Annotated in this window: 18 protein-coding genes; 8 read left to right on the forward strand and 10 right to left on the reverse strand. The window is 66.3% G+C overall.

Annotated features, from left to right (window positions below; translation table 11 throughout):
- Position 1 precedes the first annotated feature (1 nt).
- From IB229_RS10760 to IB229_RS10775, 4 genes are read left to right on the forward strand one after another with little or no spacing between them, the layout of a single operon-like run.
- Positions 2–754 (forward strand): PspA/IM30 family protein, encoded by a 753-nt coding sequence (locus IB229_RS10760; protein ID WP_192328221.1) that lies wholly within the window; start codon positions 2–4, stop codon positions 752–754.
- A 3-nt stretch (positions 755–757) separates the two neighbouring features.
- A complete protein-coding gene (locus tag IB229_RS10765; protein WP_192328224.1) occupies positions 758–2413 on the forward strand; it encodes an AAA family ATPase in 1656 nt (551 codons plus the stop codon).
- Positions 2410–3255, forward strand: coding sequence for a hypothetical protein (locus IB229_RS10770; protein WP_192328227.1), 846 nt, complete (start codon positions 2410–2412; stop codon positions 3253–3255). The genes IB229_RS10765 and IB229_RS10770 overlap by 4 nt, the downstream gene beginning before the upstream one ends.
- Before the next feature lie 38 nt (positions 3256–3293).
- Entirely contained in the window at positions 3294–4979 is a 1686-nt protein-coding gene (locus IB229_RS10775; protein WP_192328231.1) for a phosphate ABC transporter substrate-binding/OmpA family protein, read from the forward strand.
- A 53-nt stretch (positions 4980–5032) separates the two neighbouring features.
- Here IB229_RS10775 and IB229_RS10780 read toward each other — a convergent pair whose 3' ends face one another.
- The 3 genes from IB229_RS10780 to IB229_RS10790 form a co-directional block, all read right to left on the reverse strand.
- A complete protein-coding gene (locus tag IB229_RS10780; protein ID WP_192328234.1) occupies positions 5033–5923 on the reverse strand; it encodes a tetratricopeptide repeat protein in 891 nt (296 codons plus the stop codon).
- A 169-nt stretch (positions 5924–6092) separates the two neighbouring features.
- Complete coding sequence (locus IB229_RS10785; RefSeq protein ID WP_192328237.1) at positions 6093–6854, reverse strand: TerC family protein; 762 nt, start codon at positions 6852–6854, stop codon at positions 6093–6095.
- 99 nt (positions 6855–6953) lie between these two features.
- Complete coding sequence (locus IB229_RS10790) at positions 6954–8258, reverse strand: CitMHS family transporter (protein WP_192328240.1); 1305 nt, start codon at positions 8256–8258, stop codon at positions 6954–6956.
- A 341-nt stretch (positions 8259–8599) separates the two neighbouring features.
- On the opposite strand from IB229_RS10790, the gene IB229_RS10795 reads away from it, so the two are divergent.
- A complete protein-coding gene (locus tag IB229_RS10795; protein ID WP_192328243.1) occupies positions 8600–9010 on the forward strand; it encodes a GFA family protein in 411 nt (136 codons plus the stop codon).
- Positions 9011–9014: 4 nt separating this feature from the next.
- Here IB229_RS10795 and IB229_RS10800 read toward each other — a convergent pair whose 3' ends face one another.
- The 6 genes from IB229_RS10800 to IB229_RS10825 form a co-directional block, all read right to left on the reverse strand.
- Entirely contained in the window at positions 9015–10973 is a 1959-nt protein-coding gene (locus IB229_RS10800; protein WP_318652095.1) for a DUF4105 domain-containing protein, read from the reverse strand.
- The gene (locus tag IB229_RS10805; RefSeq protein ID WP_192328246.1) at positions 10970–11293 is read right to left on the reverse strand and encodes a DUF2388 domain-containing protein; all 324 of its coding nucleotides are present in this window, start codon (positions 11291–11293) and stop codon (positions 10970–10972) included. Before IB229_RS10805 ends, IB229_RS10800 begins: the two co-directional genes overlap by 4 nt.
- Before the next feature lie 127 nt (positions 11294–11420).
- A complete protein-coding gene (locus tag IB229_RS10810) occupies positions 11421–11738 on the reverse strand; it encodes a DUF2388 domain-containing protein (protein WP_192328249.1) in 318 nt (105 codons plus the stop codon).
- A 173-nt stretch (positions 11739–11911) separates the two neighbouring features.
- A complete protein-coding gene (locus tag IB229_RS10815; RefSeq protein ID WP_192328252.1) occupies positions 11912–13348 on the reverse strand; it encodes an NAD(P)(+) transhydrogenase (Re/Si-specific) subunit beta in 1437 nt (478 codons plus the stop codon).
- Positions 13349–13350: 2 nt separating this feature from the next.
- The gene (locus IB229_RS10820; protein WP_192328256.1) at positions 13351–13665 is read right to left on the reverse strand and encodes an NAD(P) transhydrogenase subunit alpha; all 315 of its coding nucleotides are present in this window, start codon (positions 13663–13665) and stop codon (positions 13351–13353) included.
- Between the two features lie 14 nt (positions 13666–13679).
- Positions 13680–14801 (reverse strand): Re/Si-specific NAD(P)(+) transhydrogenase subunit alpha, encoded by a 1122-nt coding sequence (locus IB229_RS10825; protein WP_192328259.1) that lies wholly within the window; start codon positions 14799–14801, stop codon positions 13680–13682.
- On the opposite strand from IB229_RS10825, the gene IB229_RS10830 reads away from it, so the two are divergent.
- Positions 14796–14963 (forward strand): hypothetical protein, encoded by a 168-nt coding sequence (locus IB229_RS10830; RefSeq protein ID WP_192328262.1) that lies wholly within the window; start codon positions 14796–14798, stop codon positions 14961–14963. The genes IB229_RS10825 and IB229_RS10830 overlap by 6 nt on opposite strands.
- Before the next feature lie 262 nt (positions 14964–15225).
- Here IB229_RS10830 and IB229_RS10835 read toward each other — a convergent pair whose 3' ends face one another.
- Positions 15226–16131, reverse strand: a complete 906-nt coding sequence (locus tag IB229_RS10835; protein ID WP_192328265.1) for a LysR family transcriptional regulator — start codon at positions 16129–16131, stop codon at positions 15226–15228.
- 185 nt (positions 16132–16316) lie between these two features.
- Between IB229_RS10835 and IB229_RS10840 the strand changes: the two genes are divergently transcribed.
- Positions 16317–17495, forward strand: a complete 1179-nt coding sequence (locus IB229_RS10840) for an acyl-CoA dehydrogenase (RefSeq protein WP_192328268.1) — start codon at positions 16317–16319, stop codon at positions 17493–17495.
- Positions 17496–17628: 133 nt separating this feature from the next.
- Positions 17629–18852 (forward strand): CaiB/BaiF CoA transferase family protein, encoded by a 1224-nt coding sequence (locus tag IB229_RS10845; protein ID WP_192328271.1) that lies wholly within the window; start codon positions 17629–17631, stop codon positions 18850–18852.
- The last annotated feature ends 74 nt before the right edge of the window (positions 18853–18926 follow it).

Raw genomic sequence — 18926 nt, forward strand, 5'->3', positions numbered from 1 at the left:
CATGTTTGCCCGCCTGTCCAATGTCTTCAAAGGCATCCTCTCCCTGTTCATCAAGGACCTGGAGCGCAAGAATCCGGAAGCGCTGCTGGAGCTGGAGCAGGAAAACCTGCGCAAACAGATCGCCAACTTCAACCAGGGCCTGGCTGCCCACGCCGGCCTGGCCGAGCGCCTGATGAGCCAGGTGCGCAAGCAGGAAACCGAAGAGCGTGAACTGCATGCCCGCACCACCGCGCACCTGCGTGCCGGCAACAAATCCGCTGCCGCACAGAACGCCCTGCGCCTGCAGACCCTGGCCCGCGAGCTGGAAGAGAACCGCCGCCAACTGGCCCAGGCCGAAGAGACCTATCAGAACCTGACCAAGGCCCGCGAAGTGGCGGTGAACGCCGCGCGCGCCAAGATCGAAGCGCTCAAGGGCGCGATCAACGACATGCGCATGAAGACCGCCATGGCCGAGATGAACGAGATGGCGGCCGGCATGGTCAGCACCATCGGCGGCTCGGGCGACACCCTCAATCGCCTGCACGAGATGGTCGAGGAAGAGCGCACCAAGGCCGCCGGCCGCGCGCGCATGGCCCGCGATTCGATGGACATGAGCGAAGTGAACCTCAAGGAAGCCGAGATGGATGCCCTGGCAGACCAGGCTCTGGCGGACTTCGCGGCGAAGGAAGGCATCGCCCTGCCTGGCCAGGAAACCACCGAAGTGCCCGCCGCCAATCGCAGCATGGGTAGCAACCCGCAGTCGGAAAGCCAGTAAGTCATGGCCGCGGTCCAAGCCCCGCAGGCACCTGCCTGGCTGGAGGAGCTGCGCCTGGCGTACGAGAGCGGTGCCCACGGCCAGTTCGTGCTGTACGGCAACGTCGCCGACCGCTTCCTGCTGGACGGCCGCCTGGTCAGCCTGACGCGCTATCTCGATGCGCGGCTGCTCGGCACTTTCGACATCGTCTTTCTCTACGACCCGGGCAACGGCCTGAGCCTGCTGCGCGGCGCCGAGCGTTTCGCCGAATGGCCGGCGGCAGCGCAGGTGCAGCCGTGGCCGCATGACCCGCGCGAAGCGGTGGAGCTGATCAGCCGCTACCTGCGTTACCGCGCCAACCTGCGCGCGCTGGGGCGTGGCGACAGCGAGCACGTTGCGGTGATCCTGCGCGGCGCCGAGCTGATCCTGCCGGCCAGCCAGCAGGGCGATTTTGCCACGGCGAGCCTGGCCAGCCTGGTGCGCGACTGGGCCGCCGAGCCGCCGTTCAGCGACATGGCCTTCGCCAGCCTGCTACTCGCCGACAACCTCAACGACCTGCACCCGCTGGTGGCCAACAACCCGCGCATCGACCGCGTGCAGGTGCCATTGCCGGACGCCAGCAGCCTCGAACAGTGTCTGGCGCAGCTGCGCATCGACCACGCCAAGGCCTTCGCCGCCGAGGAAACCGGCGCGGTGCAGACCCTCGCCGGGGTCAGCCTCAGTGCCCTCGCCAGCCTGGTCAGGCGCCGCGCTCACGAGGGCAAGGTGCTTGGCCCGCAGGACTGGATCGCAGCGAAGAAGGAGCTGGTCGAGGCTGATAGCGCCGGGCTGGTCGAATTCATCGAGTCCGCGCGTACCCTCGACGACTACCACGCCCAGGACGCGCTGAAGACCTGGCTGCGCCAGGACATGGCGCTGTGGCAGGCCAGTGACCTGCGCGCGCTGCCCAAGGGCTACATCTTTTGCGGCCCGGTCGGCACCGGCAAAACCTACCTGGTCGAGTGCCTGGCTGGCGAAGCGGGCGTGCCGGTGGTCAAGCTGAAGAACTTCCGCGATCGCTGGGTCGGTTCCAGCGAAGGCAACCTGGAAAAGATCTTCCGCCTGATCCGTGGCCTCGGCCGCTGCATCGTGTTCATCGACGAAGCCGATCAGACCCTCGGCAAGCGCGATGGCGGCAGCGGCGACGGCGGGCTGTCCGGGCGCATCTACTCGATGATCGCCCAGGAGATGGGCGCCGCCGACAACCGCGGCAAGGTGGTGTGGATTCTTGCCTCGTCGCGCCCGGACCTGATCGAGGTCGACCTCAAGCGCCCGGGCCGCGTCGACGTGAAGATCCCGCTGCTGCCGACCACCACGGTGGAAGAAAGCGCCGCGCTGTTGCGCGCCATGCTCAAGCGCTTCGACATCAGCCTCGACAGCGCCGCGCTGGAGCGCCTGGAGCTGCCGCTGCTGCTCACCCCGGGCGCTGCCGAGGCACTGGCGGTGAAGGTCTACCGCCAGGTGCGTACCGCGAGTCTGGCGCCATTGGCGGCCCTCGAACAGTGTCTGCAGGGCTACCAGCCGCCGGTGTCGCCGCAGGTGCTGCGTCAGCAGATGGTCATCGCCATCCGTGAGGCCACCGATGTCGCCTTCGTGCCCGCGGCGCTTCGTTCGCTGGGCCAGGAAGGAGGCGCCGCATGAAGTACCTGTGGGCCGCGTTCAACGCCCGTGCGCTGGGCATGCCGCTGCCGCTGAACTGGTTTGGCCTGGCGACGTTCGGCCTGCTCGGCGCGTTCATCAGCCCGGGCTTCTGGATCATCGGCGGCGCACTGGAGCTGGCCTACCTCGGCGTGCTGTCGAGTAACGCGCGCTTTCGCCGTACGGTGGATGCCCGTCAGTTGCCGGTGGACCCGGCTGGTGACCGTTACGAAGCCAGCCTGGCGTTGCTCGACGAGCGCCAGAAGCAGCGTCAGCAACGCATCGAAGGGCGTGCTCGCGAGGTCCTGCAGCTGCTCTCGCGCTCCCCGGTGATGGCCTCGCACGCCGATGCCCTGTCGCAGCTGGTGTGGCTCAACCTGCGTCTGCTGGTCGCCGGCCAGGCGTTGACCGTGGTGGTCGATACCGCCGCCGCGGACAGCGCCGAGTTGCAGGCCCAGGAGGACCAGATCGACAAGCGCCTGGCCGCCAGCGATATCGGCGCTGACCTGCGCCGCAGTCTGGAGCAGCAGAAGCAGGTGATCGACGCGCGCCAGGCCGCCCATGCCGAAGGGCTGCGGCGCAAGGAGCATGTCGATGCGGAGCTTGCACGCATCGACCAGCAGATCGCGCTGATCCGCGAACAGACGCTGCTGGCCACCGACGAAGAACAGATCGGCGTGGCGCTGAATGCGCTGACGTCGTCCTTCAACGAAGCCAGCCGCTGGCTGAACAGCCAGCGCGATCTGATCGGCGTACTCGAACTCAACGACCAACAGGCCCTGCCGCGCTATGTGCTGCAGGGTCAGGGCAAAAAAACAGCCACGGCCGAGTCGGCCGGACACTGATTGGCGCGCGATTGCCGCCACTGACAGGGAGACACGTCATGCATTCAACCCTATCCCGCCTGCGCCAGCGCGGCAGCGCCGCCGGCAAGCTGCTGACCATCGTGCTGGTGCTCGGCCTGCTCGGCCTCGGCGGCTGGCTGGTGACCAAGGACATGCTCAAGCAGGACGGTGACAGCCCGCTGGCCGGGCTGCAATCGAGCCTCACCGGAGGCACGGCGGCGCCGGACCCGGTGGAACCGGTCACCGGCACACCGGTGCTGCAGTCCGCCGCGCCGTACGAGATGAAGAACAACATCATCGACATCGACATGAGCGAGTACGCCGGCTACGGCGGCCTGATCGTCGCCAACGGCGGGCTGGAGCCCAACCCGGAGTCGATCTTCGCCAAGCAGTACGGCTTCCAGGTGCGCCTGAACAAGGGCGAGAGCGAAGAGTGGTCGGCGCTGAACAACGGCCAGATGGGCGCGGTGGCGACCACCACCGACGTGCTTGCCGTGCTCGGTCGCCAGTTCGATGTCACCGTGCCGGCGCAGATCGCCTTCTCCCGCGGTGCCGATCAGGTGGTGGTGGACAGCGGCATCGCCAGCGTCAACCAGCTCAAGGGCAAGGTGCTCGGCGCCAGCCAGTTCAACGAGAGCGAGTTCTTCATCCGCTACCTGGCCTCCGAAGCCGGCGTGCCGGTCAAGGTGCTGCGTGATCTGGACAGCCGCCCGGCGCCGAACGAGCTGGGCCTGGTGTTCTACGAGGACGCCTTCATCGCCTGCGACGCCTACGCCGCCGAGCTGGCTGGCAGCGGCCGCCTGAACGGTTGCGTGGGCTGGTCGCCGCGCACCGACGAAGTGGTCGCCGAGTCCGCCGGTGCGGCGAAGATGCTGGTGTCCAACCGCAACCTGCTGGTGGTGGCCGACATCCTGGTGGTCAACAAGGGCTTCGCCACGGCCAACCCGGACAAGGTCAAGGGCCTGGTCCACGGCCTGCTCGAAGGCAACCGCCTGCTGCGCGACAACCCGCAGGCGCATGCCGACGTGGTGGCCAAGGCCTTCGGCTGGACCCGCGAGGAAACCCTCGACGAGCTGAGCAAGGTGCACCTGAGCAACCTGCCGGAGAACCTGGCGTTCTTCGACGGCAGCATCGCCTCGGCGGGCTCGTTCCAGGGCATCTTCCAGTCCTCGGTGCTGGCCTACGGCGCGCTGATCAAGAACCCCGCGGACCCGGCGCGCTTCGCCGACGTGCAGCACCTCAAGGCGCTGGATGGCAGTGGCCAGTTCAAAGGCCAGGCCATCGCCATCGCGCCGATCCGCACCAGCGGCAAGGTGGCCCTGGAAGGCGATGCGCTGCTGAGCAAGGACATCCGCTTCTTCTTCGAGGCCAACTCGGCCGAGCTGGACAAGCAGGCCAAGGAAAACCAGGACTACCTGGACACGATCAAGAAATTCCTCCAGGTCAGCCCCGGCTCCATCGTGCTGCTGCGCGGCCACGTCGACAACGCCATGGTCGGCGATTTCGAGCGCCAGGGCGGCCCGGCGCTGGTCAAGAGCATGGCGCTGAAGGCCATGGACCTTTCGCGCCAACGCACCCAGGCGGTCAAGGACGCGCTGCTGGCGCGCCACCCCGGCATCAAGGAAGACCGCATCGAACTGGTCGGCCGTGGCTGGGAAGAGCCGCTCGGCCAGGACGGCGAGAAGAACCGCCGCGTCGAGGTGCAGTGGTTCACCCTGGAATAACGGACCGGCGCCACCGCTTTACCGGGCGGTGGCGCTGCCTCAGGGCCTGAGTATCAGTGCGGCTTGCCGGCGGCGAGCACGCAGTCCAGGCGTGTCAGCTGGCGCTGCGCATCGCTCCAGGCGTGCAGGGCCTGGCGGATAGCCTGCTCATCCGGGCCGGCGATGGCGATCAGGCGGATCGGTTGGCGGTCGTCGAGCACCACGTCGTGCTGCTCATGGTGCTCGTGGGGCAGGCCTTCCGAGCACTGCCGGCACAGGGTGCGAACCGAGCGTGACCAGTCTTCGGCGGCGATGCCCGCCGCCTCCAGCTGCTGCAGCAGCGCGTCGACATCCTGGGTGCCGCTGACCCGCAGTTCGGCTTCGAAGGTGCTGTTGGGCGAGGGCTGGAACAGCTCCAGCACGTTGAATACCGAATACACGCGACCCTCCACTTCACGCTCGCCGACGGGCGCGCCGTCGTTGAGCACGATATCGCCGTAGCGGAATCCGGAGTCGGCATAGGGGATGTTGAGCAGGCGCGCGCGGACCGGGTCGATACGCCGGGCCCAAACCACTTCGGCGTCGCCATCGGGATTGAGGCGCACGGGCGTCTGGCCGAAGTCCTGCTCGATGGGTGTATCGCCAGGTTCGATGGCCAGGCCCAGGCGCTGCCAGACCTCCCGCGCGGTGCGCCAGTCGTGGTTGGCGGTGGCCGCGATGGCGAGGTTCCAGTTGCTCGCCTCATCCTCGGGCTCGAACTCCACGGCCAGCCGATTGGCTTCCTGCGACTCGACCCAGCGCCGCTGGTACTTGTGGATCAGGCCGATGTTGTAGTGGGTCACCGGGCGGGCGTAGTCGAGTTCGAGGGCGCGTGCATACAGCGCGAGGGCCTGCGCCTCCTCACCCTCATCCTGCAGGGCCATGGCTTGTTCATGCAGGGTTTCGGCGATGTCCTGGTCGGCCATGGGCGGGTGTCTCCTGATCGAATGGGGTTAGCGCACGGCAAGGGGAGCTCATGATGCAACAGCCGGGTTCGCCTCGCGACCGGGTGCGCGTCGAGCCCCACTGCAGCCGCCGGCGTGAAAACGAAAACGGGGCCTGATGGCCCCGTTTTCCTGTCTGCGAGATTGTGGCTTACTGCCCCGGAATGTCCTTGCGCAGTTTCACCGGGTCGACCTTCTTCTTGCGTGCGGTGCGCATGCGGATGTTGATCGCTTCGACGGCCAGGGAGAAGGCCATGGCGAAGTAGACGTAGCCTTTCGGCACATGAATCTCGAACGATTCGGCGATCAGCACGGTACCGACCACGATCAGGAAAGACAGGGCGAGCATCTTCAGCGACGGGTGCTTGTCGATGAAGTCGCTGATGGTGCCGGCGGCCAGCATCATCACCAGCACGGCGACGATGATCGCGGCGACCATCACCGGTACGTGGGAAACCATGCCGACGGCGGTGATCACCGAGTCGAGGGAGAACACGATATCGATGATGGCGATCTGGATGATGGTGCCGATGAAGTTGCGCGCGGCGCCGCCCGAGGCAGTGCCTTCGCTTTCGTCTTCGCCTTCCAGGCCGTGGTAGATCTCGCTGCTGCTCTTCCACAGGAGGAACAGGCCGCCGAAGAACAGGATCAGGTCACGTCCGGAAATGCCCTGGCCGAAGAGGTGGAACAGGTCGGTGGTCAGACGCATGATCCAGGTGATCGACAGCAGCAGCAGGATGCGCGTGACCATGGCCAGCGCCAGACCGAAGAAGCGCGTGCGCGCCTGCATGTGCGGCGGCATGCGACCGACCAGAATGGCGATCATGATGATGTTGTCGATGCCCAGGACGATTTCCAGGGCCGTCAGTGTCAGGAAAGCAACCCAGATTTCCGGGTTGGTCAGCCATTCCATTATCTATTCCTTGCAAATTAGTGTGGTCGGTTGGCGCGCGGCGTCGGCCAAGCGGCGAATTCTATCTGGCTTTGCGTGAAATTTCCGTCAGTCGCACGGTCATCCGCCGAACAGCGGGAACACCCCCAGCAGCAGGGCGGCGAGCAGGATGCTCAGGCAGATCAGCACGGCCCATTTCAGGGTGAAACGCTGCAGGTCGCCGAACTCGATCTTGGCCAGGCCGATCAGCAGATAGGTGGACGGCACCAGCGGGCTGAGCAGGTGCACCGGCTGGCCGACGATCGAGGCGCGGGCCATTTCCACCGGGCTGATGCCGTAGTTGGAGGCGGCCTCGGTGAGCACCGGCAGGATGCCGTAGTAGAAGGCGTCGTTGGACATGAAGAAGGTGAACGGCATGCTCACCAGTGCAGTGATCACCGCGAGATACGGGCCGAGCGCATCGGGAATTACCGCCAGCAGGCTTTTCGACATGGCGTCGACCATGCCGGTGCCGCTGAGAATGCCGGTGAAGATGCCCGCGGCGAAGATCAGTCCGACCACCGCCAGGACGTTGCCGGCGTGTGCAGCAATGCGGTCCTTCTGCTGCTGCAGGCAGGGGTAGTTGATGATCATGGCGATGCTGAAGGCGATCATGAACAGCACCGGCAGCGGCAGCAGGCCGGCGATCAGGGTGGTCATCAGCACAATGGTCAGTGCCGCGTTGATCAGGATCAGCTTGGGCCGGCGCGCCTCGGGAAACTGCGAGACGCTGATGTCTTCCTGGCCGCTCTGCTCGTCCGGCAGGTGCAGCACGCCCAGGCGTTTGCGCTCGCGCAGGCCGTAGAGGTAGGCGACGCCGAACAGGACCAGGGCGGCGAGCATCATGGTCGGGATCATCGGCACGAACACGTCCGACGGGTCTACGTGCAGGGCGCTGGCGGCGCGTGCGGTCGGGCCGCCCCAGGGGGTCATGTTCATGATGCCGCCGGCCATGATGATCAGACCGGCCATGATGGTCGGGCTCATCTTCAGGCGGCTGTACAGCGGCAGCATGGCGCCGACGCAGATCATGTAGGTGGTCGAGCCGTCGCCGTCGAGCGAGACGATCAGCGCCAGGGCCACGGTGCCGACCGCGACCTTCAGCGGATCACCCTTGACCAGCTTGAGGATCAGCCGTACGGGCGGGTCGAACAGCCCTGAGTCGATCATGATGGCGAAGTAGAGGATGGCGAACATCAGCATGACGCCGGTCGGCGCGAGCTTGCCGATGCCCTCGAGCATCATCGGGCCGATCTGGGTGGCGAAGCCGCCGATCAGGGCGAAGAGGATCGGGATGATGATCAGGGCGATCAGCGCCGACAGGCGCTTGCTCATGATCAGGAACATGAACGTCGAAACCATGGCGAAGCCAAGGAACGTCAGCATGGGGGATATCTCCGGTCGAATGGGGGCTAAACGCGGGCGCGACGAGTCAGCGCGGGGCGTGCGGCGAACGGAGGGAAGGCGTGAAGCGGCCGGAACGGCGGCTGGAGCGAGGCATGGCAATCACCCATCTTGTTGTTGTCGGGGTGCCCGAACGCGGAAAAATGCCACGCCGAGCCGGTCGGTCTGATGCCGACGGTGCGCCGATGCTACGAAGCGAAACTTTCAGCCAGCTTTCAATCGCCGGTTCGTGCTCGTGCCTGACCAGTGGCCACGTGCGTTGCGCGCGGCTCGTCGGCTGCGTAGGGTCGGCAGGGCGAAGGGCTTGAATGAAGGAGAGCGGGATGACCGAGTCGCACACCGGAGGCTGCCAGTGCGGGCAGCTACGCTATCGCTTCGACGCGCCGTTGCGCGACATCGCCCATTGCCACTGTTCGATCTGTCGACGCACCACCGGTGGCATCGTCACCACTTGGATAAGCGTGCCGCTGGCGAGCTTCCACTGGCTGGCCGGCACGCCTGGCGAGTACGCCTCCTCGAGCAGCTGCACGCGCTATTTCTGCCGTGACTGCGGCTGCAACCTGGCGCTGTTCACCCGCCACAGCCCGGCCACGCTGGATGTCACCGTGGCGACTCTCGACGATGTCGCGCAGGCAGCGGCGGACCGCCACATCTGGGTGACCAGCCGCCTGCCCTGGTTGCACCTGGACGAGCACCTGCCCGAGGAAGCCGGCGAGTTCATCGCCGGCAGTTGAGCGTTCAGGGCAGGACGAAGCCGCCGCTGGCCTTGTGCAGTTCGCGCAGGTGGCTGGCGAGCAGCGCCAGGTTGGCCTCGCCCGCTTCGATCTCGGCGCGGCGCTCCGGCTGCAGCAGGCGGCGGACTTCCTGATCCAGCTCGTCGCTGAGGCGGCGCAGGGTCTGCTGGCGCTCGCTGCTCTGCGCCTGTAGGCGTTGCCATTCGGCGCTCTGCGGCAGGCCGTAGCCGGCGTCGAGCATTTCTGCCGGGCGACTGAGGAAGCCGCTGTTGGCGAGAATCTGGCGCAGGGTGTCGTCGGCGCTGGCGAAGCCCGGCTGGTGATTTTCCCGCGCTTGCAGGTAGCGCTGCTTGAGGTCGTCCTGGGCCAGCAGCAACTGCCGACGCATGGCCGCCTGTTCCAGCAGCAGCAGCGCGGCGCTGGCGCGCAGGTCGGCCTGTTCGAACCAGGGCGCGCGGGCACTAGCCGGCAGTTCCAGCCAATCCTCGACGCGGCTCTGTGGCACCGCCAGGCGTTCGCGCAGCACGCCGAACATCGCCTGATAACGGTCGCGGAAGGAGTCGAAGCGATAGCCCAGGCGCAGCGCCTCGCGCGGGTCATCGAGCACACTGCGGTCGGCCAGGCCACGCCCGGCGAGCACGTCCAGCAGGCCGTTGGGCATGATGCTGTCGAGGCTCTGCAGCTCGCGGCGCCCGGTGCCACTGCGCAGCAGCTTGAGGGTTTCCACGGCGCAGTTGTTGGAGATGAACCAGTAGTCGCCGTCGTAGCTCCAGTGCAGTTCGGCCGCGCGCTCGACCAGTTGCTCCAGCTCGTCGCGTGACAGCTTCAACGGCACCGAGGCCAGGCCACGCAGCTCGACCTTGGTGTATTCGTCGATCACCTGCGCCAGCGGCAGGACGAACAGGCGCGAGGGGTAGGCGCCGGTCAGGCCGTCCCAGCTCGACAGCTGCACGTCACCGACGAAGGCGCGGTAGGACAGCACCAGGTGGTGGTCGAGATCCAGGCGGCAGTCCGGCCCGCGCGGGCGGCCCGGCGCGCAGATGACCAGGCGCAGCATGCTGTGGCCCCAGCGGCTGGCCCACTGCTGGTTGGCCTCGGCGAGCAGGTAGTCGACCTGGTAGACGCGCTCCGGGTCGAGCTGGCCGAGCGGTTCGCGGTCGAAGTCGCGGCCGGCGTTGAGGTAGGCCAGGGTGCCGGCACAAGGCTCCTGCTGCGCCGGTGCCCAGTCGAAATGCGTGCGCAGATAGCGCTGCAGCGCCGGGCGGCGGCAGGCGTAGCTGGGGTCGAGGAGGAAATACTCCATGTTCACCGCGACGAACTCGCGCGGGTTGCTCAGCTCGTAGAGGTCGGGGCTGCGGGCGTCCTGGCCATTGCTGAGGTCACGGGCGCCGCGCTTGCCGACCTGCTGCTGCCAGCCGGCGAGATCGAGCAGGCGCGGGTCGTCGCTGAGGGTGAAGCGTCGCGCGTCCTGGCCGCGGCAGCCGTCGGGCAGGCCGACGGCGCCGTTCACCGTCATGCGCGTCTGGCAGCGGCGCAGGGCCTGTTGCTCGGCGATGGGCCAGGCCCGCGCGCGGTCGTACAGGTGGGTCAGCTCGTGCAGCACCGTGGCCAGCAGCTCGCGGCGCAGGCTGCCATGTGGGCGCCCGCTGGGGGCGTCGGCCTGCTGCGGGTCGAGCAGGCGCGGTAGCAGGTTGGCATTCAGGGCCAGCGAGTCGAGGGTGGTGATGCGCCCGTAGGCATTGCTGGGCAGGTCGTCGGACCAGCTGACGCGGACCTCGCGGTCCAGGCGCTGGATGAACAGCGGCGGCAGGGCTGCGAGGGCCTGGTCGAGCAGCGCCTGGCTGGCGCGACGTTGATCAGGGGTGAGCGTCGTCGCATCGAGGCTCAGGCGCAGATTGGCCTGAACGCTGCCGCTGGCCAGCAGGGCAAAGGCTGCCAGCCAGCGGGCGACGCGCGAACTCACAGTGCGAGGATGGCTTCGGCGAGCGCCTGGTCATCGGCCTGACGGGCTTCCGGCAGGCGCTCGCGCAGGGTGCCGAAGGCGGCCTCCAGCTGTGCACCGCGGATTTCGCCAGCGCTGGCGACGAAGCTGGCCGCGTCGTCACGGGCGGCGCGGATCACCTTCATGTCACGGATCGACGTGGTGGTGTCGGAGGTGAAGTCGAAACTGCGATCCACTGCGCGGATGATGATGTTGCTGGTGGCGACCAGGGTCTGTGCGTGAACGGCGGTGGCGCCGAGGCAGAGGCTGGACAGGAGGAGGGCGGAAAGCAGGCTGCGCATGAGTGCTCCAGGGCATGGACGAACGGATGTGGCGTATTTGACGAAAATAGTGCGCAGCAGTTCAAGCCCGCGAGTAGCGGGACGCCAAGGCCATCACGCGATCAGCGCACGCCTCGCCGGGCGTGGCTTACAGCACCAGAATCGCCTGCGCCAGTTGCTCGTCGCTGGCGGTCAGCTGCGGCGCTACCTGGCGAATGTGCAAAAGGGCCGCTTCCAGTTGCGCACCGCGCACGGCGCCCTGGCTGGCGACGAAACTGGCGGCGTCATCACGGGCGGCCAGCACCAGCTTGTCGTCATTGAACGACGAGGAGATATCGACGCTGACATCGGTGGTTCCCGCCAGCGCGCTACCGATGGTGTCGGTGGTGACGACGAAGCTGGTGGCGGAGGCCGTGGTGGCCAGGGACAGCAGAGCTGCCAGCGAGAACAGGCGGAAAGGGAACATGTTGGATACTCCGATGGGGGGGTCTTTGCCAGCATCGCGCGCTATGGACGTGACAGCAAGGTGCTCGTCCGTTCGATTGCGCACCAGCGGTGCCGGCATAAACGCTCGCGGGCGTGGCGTCAAAACAAAAAACCCGGCACATGGCCGGGTTTTTCGTGGCGGAGCAGGGTGTCTTAGTCGACGGCCTTGACCATGTCTTCGATGACTTTCTTGGCGTCGCCGAAGACCATCATGGTCTTGTCCAGGTAGAACAGTTCGTTGTCCAGGCCGGCGTAGCCGCTGGCCATCGAGCGCTTGTTGACGATCACGGTCTTGGCCTTGTAGGCCTCGAGGATCGGCATGCCGGCGATCGGCGACTTCGGGTCGTTCTTCGCGGCCGGGTTGACCACGTCGTTGGCGCCGAGCACCAGCACCACGTCGGCCTGGCCGAACTCGGAGTTGATGTCTTCCATCTCGAACACCTGCTCGTAAGGCACTTCGGCCTCGGCCAGCAGGACGTTCATGTGGCCAGGCATACGGCCGGCAACCGGGTGGATCGCGTACTTCACGGTGACGCCGCGGTGAGTCAGCTTCTCGGCCAGCTCCATCAGCGCGTGCTGGGCACGGGCAACCGCGAGGCCGTAACCCGGAACGATGATCACGGTGTCGGCGTTGGTCAGCAGGAAGGCAGCGTCGTCGCTCGAACCGGATTTCACCGGGCGGGCTTCCTTGGCGCCAGCCGGGCCGGCTTCTTCAGCCGCACCACCGAAACCGCCGAGGATGACGTTGAAGAACGAACGGTTCATCGCCTTGCACATGATGTACGAGAGGATGGCGCCCGAAGAACCCACCAGCGAACCGGCGATGATCAGCATCGAGTTGTTCAGCGAGAAGCCGATACCGGCCGCCGCCCAGCCCGAGTAGCTGTTGAGCATCGACACCACGACCGGCATGTCGGCGCCGCCGATCGGGATGATGATCAGCACGCCGATGATGAAGGCCAGGGCCACCAGCAGGGCGAAGGCGCGGATGTCACCGGTGAAGGTGAAGTACAGGCCCAGGCCGACGATGGCCAGGCCGAACAGCAGGTTGATCAGGTGCTGGCCCTTGAACTGCACGGGCGCGCCCTGGAACAGGCGGAACTTGTACTTGCCGGACAGCTTGCCGAAGGCGATCACCGAACCGGAGAAGGTGATTGCACCGATGGCGGCGCCGAGGAACAGCTCCAGGCGGTTACCGGCCGGGATCGCGTCGCCCAGGGCGGCAACGATGCCCAGCGATTGCGGCTCGACGACGGCGGCGATGGCGATGAAGACCGCGGCCAGGCCGATCATGCTGTGCATGAAAGCGACCAGTTCCGGCATCTTGGTCATCTCGACGCGCTTGGCCATGATCGAGCCGGCGGTGCCGCCGACCAGCAGGCCGACGATGACGTAGCCGATGCCTTCCAGCGCCAGCTCGCTGCCGAGCTTGTGGATCAGGCCCAGGGTGGTCAGCACGGCGATGGCCATACCGATCATGCCGAAGGCGTTACCACGACGGGATGTCGTCGGGTGGGACAGACCCTTGAGTGCCTGGATGAAGCAGATCGAGGCAACGAGGTAGAGAACAGTGATCAGGTTCATGCTCATGGTCAGTGCTTCTCCGCCGCGGCTTTAGGCGCTTTCTTCTTGAACATTTCCAGCATGCGTCGGGTGACCAGGAAGCCACCGAAGACGTTGACCGCGGCCAGGGCCACGGCCAGGGTGCCCATGGCCTTGCCCAGCGGGGTCACGGTCAGGGCAGCCGCCAGCATGGCGCCGACGATGACGATCGCGGAGATCGCGTTGGTCACCGCCATCAGCGGGGTGTGCAGGGCCGGGGTGACGTTCCACACCACGTGGTAACCCACGTAGATGGCCAGCGCGAAGATGATCAGGTTGTAGATGCCGTCGGAAATCATATCCATGTCCGGTACTCCCCTTAGCCGTTGGTGCGGACGACTTGGCCGTCGCGGCACATGAGGCACGCGGCGACGATGTCGTCTTCGAGGTTGACGTGGAACTGGCCGTCCTTGTCGAGGACCAGCTTGAGGAAGTCGAGCAGGTTGCGCGCATACAGGGCCGAGGCGTCTGCCGGCACCAGGGCCGCCAGGTTGCTGTGGCCGACGATGGTCACGCCGTGCTTGACCACCACCTGTTCGGCTTCGGTCAGCGGGCAGTTGCCGCCTTGTGCCGCGGCGAGGTCGATGACCACGGAGCCTGGCTTCATTTCGGCGACGGTCGCCTCGTGCAGCAGGGTCGGTGCCTTGCGGCCCGGAATCAGCGCGGTGGTGATGACGATGTCAGCCTGCTTGGCCTTCTCGTGCACCGCCTTGGCCTGACGCTCCATCCACGAAGCCGGCATCGGGCGGGCGTAACCGCCGACACCCTGGGCGCACTCGCGCTCTTCGTCGGTCTCGAACGGCACGTCGACGAACTTGGCGCCGAGGGATTCGATCTGCTCTTTAACGGCAGGGCGCACGTCGGAGGCTTCGATCACCGCACCCAGGCGCTTGGCCGTGGCGATGGCCTGCAGGCCGGCCACACCGGCGCCGAGGATGAGGATGCGTGCGGCCTTCACGGTGCCGGCAGCGGTCATCAGCATCGGCATGAAGCGCGGGTAGTGATGCGCGGCCAGCAGCACGGCCTTGTAGCCGGCAATGTTGGCTTGCGAGCTCAGCACGTCCAGGCTCTGCGCGCGGGAGGTGCGCGGGGCGGCCTCCAGGGCGAAGGCGGTGACGCCGCGGGCGTTAAGGCGCGCGATGGTCTCGTTGCTGAACGGGTTCAACATGCCAACCAGCACGGCACCGGTTTTCATGTGGGCCAGTTCGGCGTCGGTCGGGGCGACCACTTTCAGCACCAGCTCGGCACCGAAGGCAGCGGCATCGCTGCCGATGGTGGCGCCGACAGCTTCGTAGGCGCTGTCCGGGATGCTGGCGCTGACGCCCGCACCGCTCTGCACGGTGACCTGGTGGCCCTGGCCGATCAGCTTCTTGATGGTTTCGGGAGTCGCGGCTACGCGCGTCTCACCGGCATGGGTCTCGAGAGGAACACCGATGTGCACTTCAAATTCTCCTGCGTGATCGTTTTTGATGAACCGACTCACTACGTTGGCGCGTCGGCGGGGGCGGATCAGCACATAACCCGCTCGAAAGGTGGCGGGCGCGGCATTTTGCAGGCGAACGCCAAGGCCTTCAAGAATTTATGGAGTTTTGGAATTCGATAACTACAAGTTATAGGTGGTGTCGTTGGCTTTTATACCAGCCACAACCCTTGCCAGCAGTGGCCTGAACCATGCCTGACGGGGCCTGTAGGGCGAATGGCCATACGAAACGTGAATAACCGTTCGTCGATTGGGCTGGGGCGTACAGGGTATTGCACGGTTTGTTCGAAATTCTGTTCGCGGCCAGCAGCCACGCGGGCTGCAGCCTTTTCATGAGGTTTTTCATGTAGTGCCGTGTGCGAAGCACTACGTCGATGAGGCGGCTCTAGGCGGCGCCTGCTGCGTAGTCGCGAGCGGCCTGCAGCAGCCAGTCGCGGAAGGCGCACAGCGCCGCGGACTCGACCTTGCGCTCGGGGATGATCAGGTAATAGGCCTTGTCGGCGCTGTGCAGGGTCTGCGCGTGGGCGGGAACCAGGCTGCCTTCGGCCAGTTCACGCTGAATAAGGAAGGGTGGAATCAGCGCGACGCCCATCTCGTGCTGGGCGGCCTGGGCGAGCATGGAGAACAGCTCGTAGCGCGGCCCGGTCATGTCGCGCGGCACGCTGAGACCCTGGGCATTGAACCACTGGCGCCAGGCGTAGGGGCGCGTGGTCTGTTGCAGCAGGGGCTGCACGGCCAGCTCGTCGTGGCTGAACAGGTTGCGCCCGCCGAGCAGGGCCGGGCTGCATACCGGCTGCAGGTATTCGGGCATCAGCACGTGGGCCTCGGTGCCGGACCATTCCGCATCGCCGTAATAGATGGCGGCGTCGAAGCTGGTGTCGGCGAACAGGAAGGGCCGCGTGCGGTTGGTCAGGTGCACGGTGACTTCCGGGTGCTGGCGCTGGAAATCGCGCAGGCGTGGCAGCAGCCACTGCGTACCGAAGGTCGGCACCACCGCCAGCTCGATGCTCATCGCACCCTGCGGGCCCATCAGTGCCAGGGTGTCGCGCTCTACCGCATCCAGCTGTGCGGCGACCTTGCGGCTATAGGCACTGCCCGCTTCGGTGAGCACCACGCCGCGACGCGAGCGGCGGAACAGGGCCACACCGAGAAACTCCTCGAGGCTGGCGATCTGCCGGCAGATGGCACTCTGGGTCAGGGCCAGTTCTTCCGCGGCGCGGGTGAAGCTTTGTTGGCGGGCGGCGGCCTCGAACGCGACGAGCGCGGCGGTGCTGGGGATCTTACGGCGCATCTATGCATTCGCCTCACTTGTCGGTCGGTATGAAGGCTGTTCAGGCTATCTCGAAGTGAGCAAAGCGCACAACAGCATGCGAAATCCTCGTTTGCCTGCACCGCCGGGCGCGCCTAGGATCAATGCCATGTCGCGGCTGGCTGTTCCTGCCACGCTGCATTCCGCTGACTTCGAGGTTTTTCGCGATGGCCAAGGCAAGCTTCAACTGGATCGACCCGCTGCTGCTGGATCAACAGCTCACCGATGAAGAGCGCATGGTGCGCGACAGCGCCCAACAGTTCGCCGCCGACAAACTGGCGCCGCGCGTGCTCGAAGCCTTCCGCCACGAACAGACCGACCCGAAGATCTTCCGCGAGATGGGTGACACCGGCCTGCTCGGCGCAACCATTCCCGAAGCCTACGGCGGCAGCGGCCTGAACTACGTGTGCTACGGGCTGATCGCCCGCGAGGTGGAGCGTATCGACTCCGGCTATCGCTCGATGATGAGCGTGCAGTCCTCGCTGGTGATGGTGCCGATCAACGAATTCGGCAATGAAGCGACCAAACAGAAGTACCTGCCGAAACTGGCCAGCGGCGAATACATCGGCTGCTTCGGCCTCACCGAGCCGGACCACGGCTCCGACCCCGGCGCGATGATCACCCGGGCGAAGAAAGTCGACGGCGGCTATCGCATCACCGGCGCCAAGATGTGGATCACCAACAGCCCGATCGCCGACGTGTTCGTGGTCTGGGCCAAGGACGATGCCGGCGAGATCCGCGGTTTCGTTCTGGAAAAAGGCTGGCAGGGCCTGAGTGCCCCGGCGATTCACGGCAAGGTTGGCCTGCGCGCCTCGATCACCGGCGAGATCGTCATGGACAATGTGTTCTGCCCGGAAGAAAACGCCTTCCCCGACGTGCGCGGCCTGAAAGGGCCGTTCACCTGCCTCAACTCCGCGCGCTACGGCATCAGCTGGGGCGCCCTGGGCGCCGCCGAGTTCTGCTGGCACACCGCCCGCCAGTACACTCTGGACCGCCTGCAGTTCGGCCGCCCACTGGCCGCCAATCAGCTGATCCAGAAGAAGCTGGCCGACATGCAGACCGAGATCACCCTGGCCCTGCAGGGCTGCCTGCGCCTTGGGCGGATGAAGGACGAGGGCACCGCGGCGGTGGAAATCACCTCGATCATGAAGCGCAACAGCTGCGGCAAGGCGCTGGATATCGCCCGCCTGGCCCGTGACATGATGGGCGGCAACGGCATCAGCGACGAATTTGGCGTGGCCCGCCACCTGGTCAACCTGGAGGTGGTCAACACCTATGAGGGCACCCATGACGTGCACGCGCTGATCCTCGGCCGCGCGCAGACCGGCATTCAGGCGTTCTTCTAAACCCGCCCGGATGATCGTTCCCACGCGCTGCGTGGGAACGCCGCCCGCGATGCTCCACGTCACCTGCCCTTGCGGGCGCGGAGCGTGCGGAGGGTGCAGGCCCACACGATCAAGCCCATTCAGAGAATTTCCCATGCCCGGTGCCCTGTCCCATCTGCGCGTTCTCGACCTGTCCCGTGTGCTCGCCGGGCCCTGGTGCGGGCAGAACCTGGCCGATCTCGGCGCCGAGGTGATCAAGGTCGAGCGCCCCGGCGCCGGTGACGACACCCGTCACTGGGGCCCACCGTTCCTGCGTGATGGCGAAGGGCGCGACACCAGCGAGGCGGCCTATTTCCTTTCCGCCAACCGCAACAAACAGTCGCTGACCCTGGACTTCACCCAGGCTGAAGGCCAGCGCATCGCCCGTGAGCTGGCGAGCCAGTCGGACATCCTCATCGAGAACTTCAAGGTCGGCGGCCTGGCCGCCTACGGCCTCGATTACGCCAGCCTCAAGGCGCTCAACCCGCGGCTGATCTACTGCTCGATCACCGGCTTCGGCCAGGACGGCCCCTACGCCAAGCGCGCCGGCTACGACTTCATGATCCAGGGCCTCGGCGGGCTGATGAGCCTAACCGGCAAGCCGGATGACGAAGCCGGCGGTGGCCCGGTGAAGGTCGGCGTGGCGCTGACCGACATCCTCACCGGGCTGTACGCCACGGTGGCGGTGCTGGCCGCCCTGGCGCACCGCGAGAAGACCGGCGAGGGCCAGCACATCGACATGGCCTTGCTCGACGTGCAGGTCGCCTGCCTGGCCAACCAGGCGATGAACTACCTGACCACCGGCACGTCGCCCAGGCGCCTGGGCAACGCCCACCCGAACATCGTGCCGTACCAGGATTTCCCCACCGCCGACGGCGACCTGATCCTCACCGTTGGCAACGACAGCCAGTTCCGCAAGTTCTGCGAAGTCGCCGGTCGCGCCGAATGGGGCAGTGACCCACGCTTCGCCAGCAACAGCCAGCGTGTGGCCCATCGAGGCGAGCTGATTCCACTGATCCGTCAGGTCACGGTATTCAGGACCACCGCCGAATGGGTGGTTTTGCTGGAGCAGGCCGGTGTGCCGTGCGGGCCGGTCAACGACCTGGCCCAGGTGTTTGCCGATCCGCAGGTGGTCGCCCGTGGCCTGCGCGTGGACCTGCCGCATCCGCTGGCCGGTAGCACACCGCAGGTGGCCAGCCCGCTGCGCCTGTCCGCCAGCCCGGTGCAGTACCGCAACGCACCGCCGCTGCTGGGCGAGCACAGCGATGCGATCCTGCAGCGGCTGCTGGGCCTTGATGTCGCCGAGATCGCCGCGCTGCGTGACGCCGGGGTGGTTTGACCGAGTGGTCTGCGACGGACCATTCGGGCATTCGGAAACATTCGCACAAGGTCATCATCCTCATTCAATCTGCT

Source organism: Pseudomonas sp. PDM14, from assembly GCF_014851905.1.
In the GTDB taxonomy this organism is placed as follows: Bacteria; Pseudomonadota; Gammaproteobacteria; order Pseudomonadales; family Pseudomonadaceae; genus Aquipseudomonas.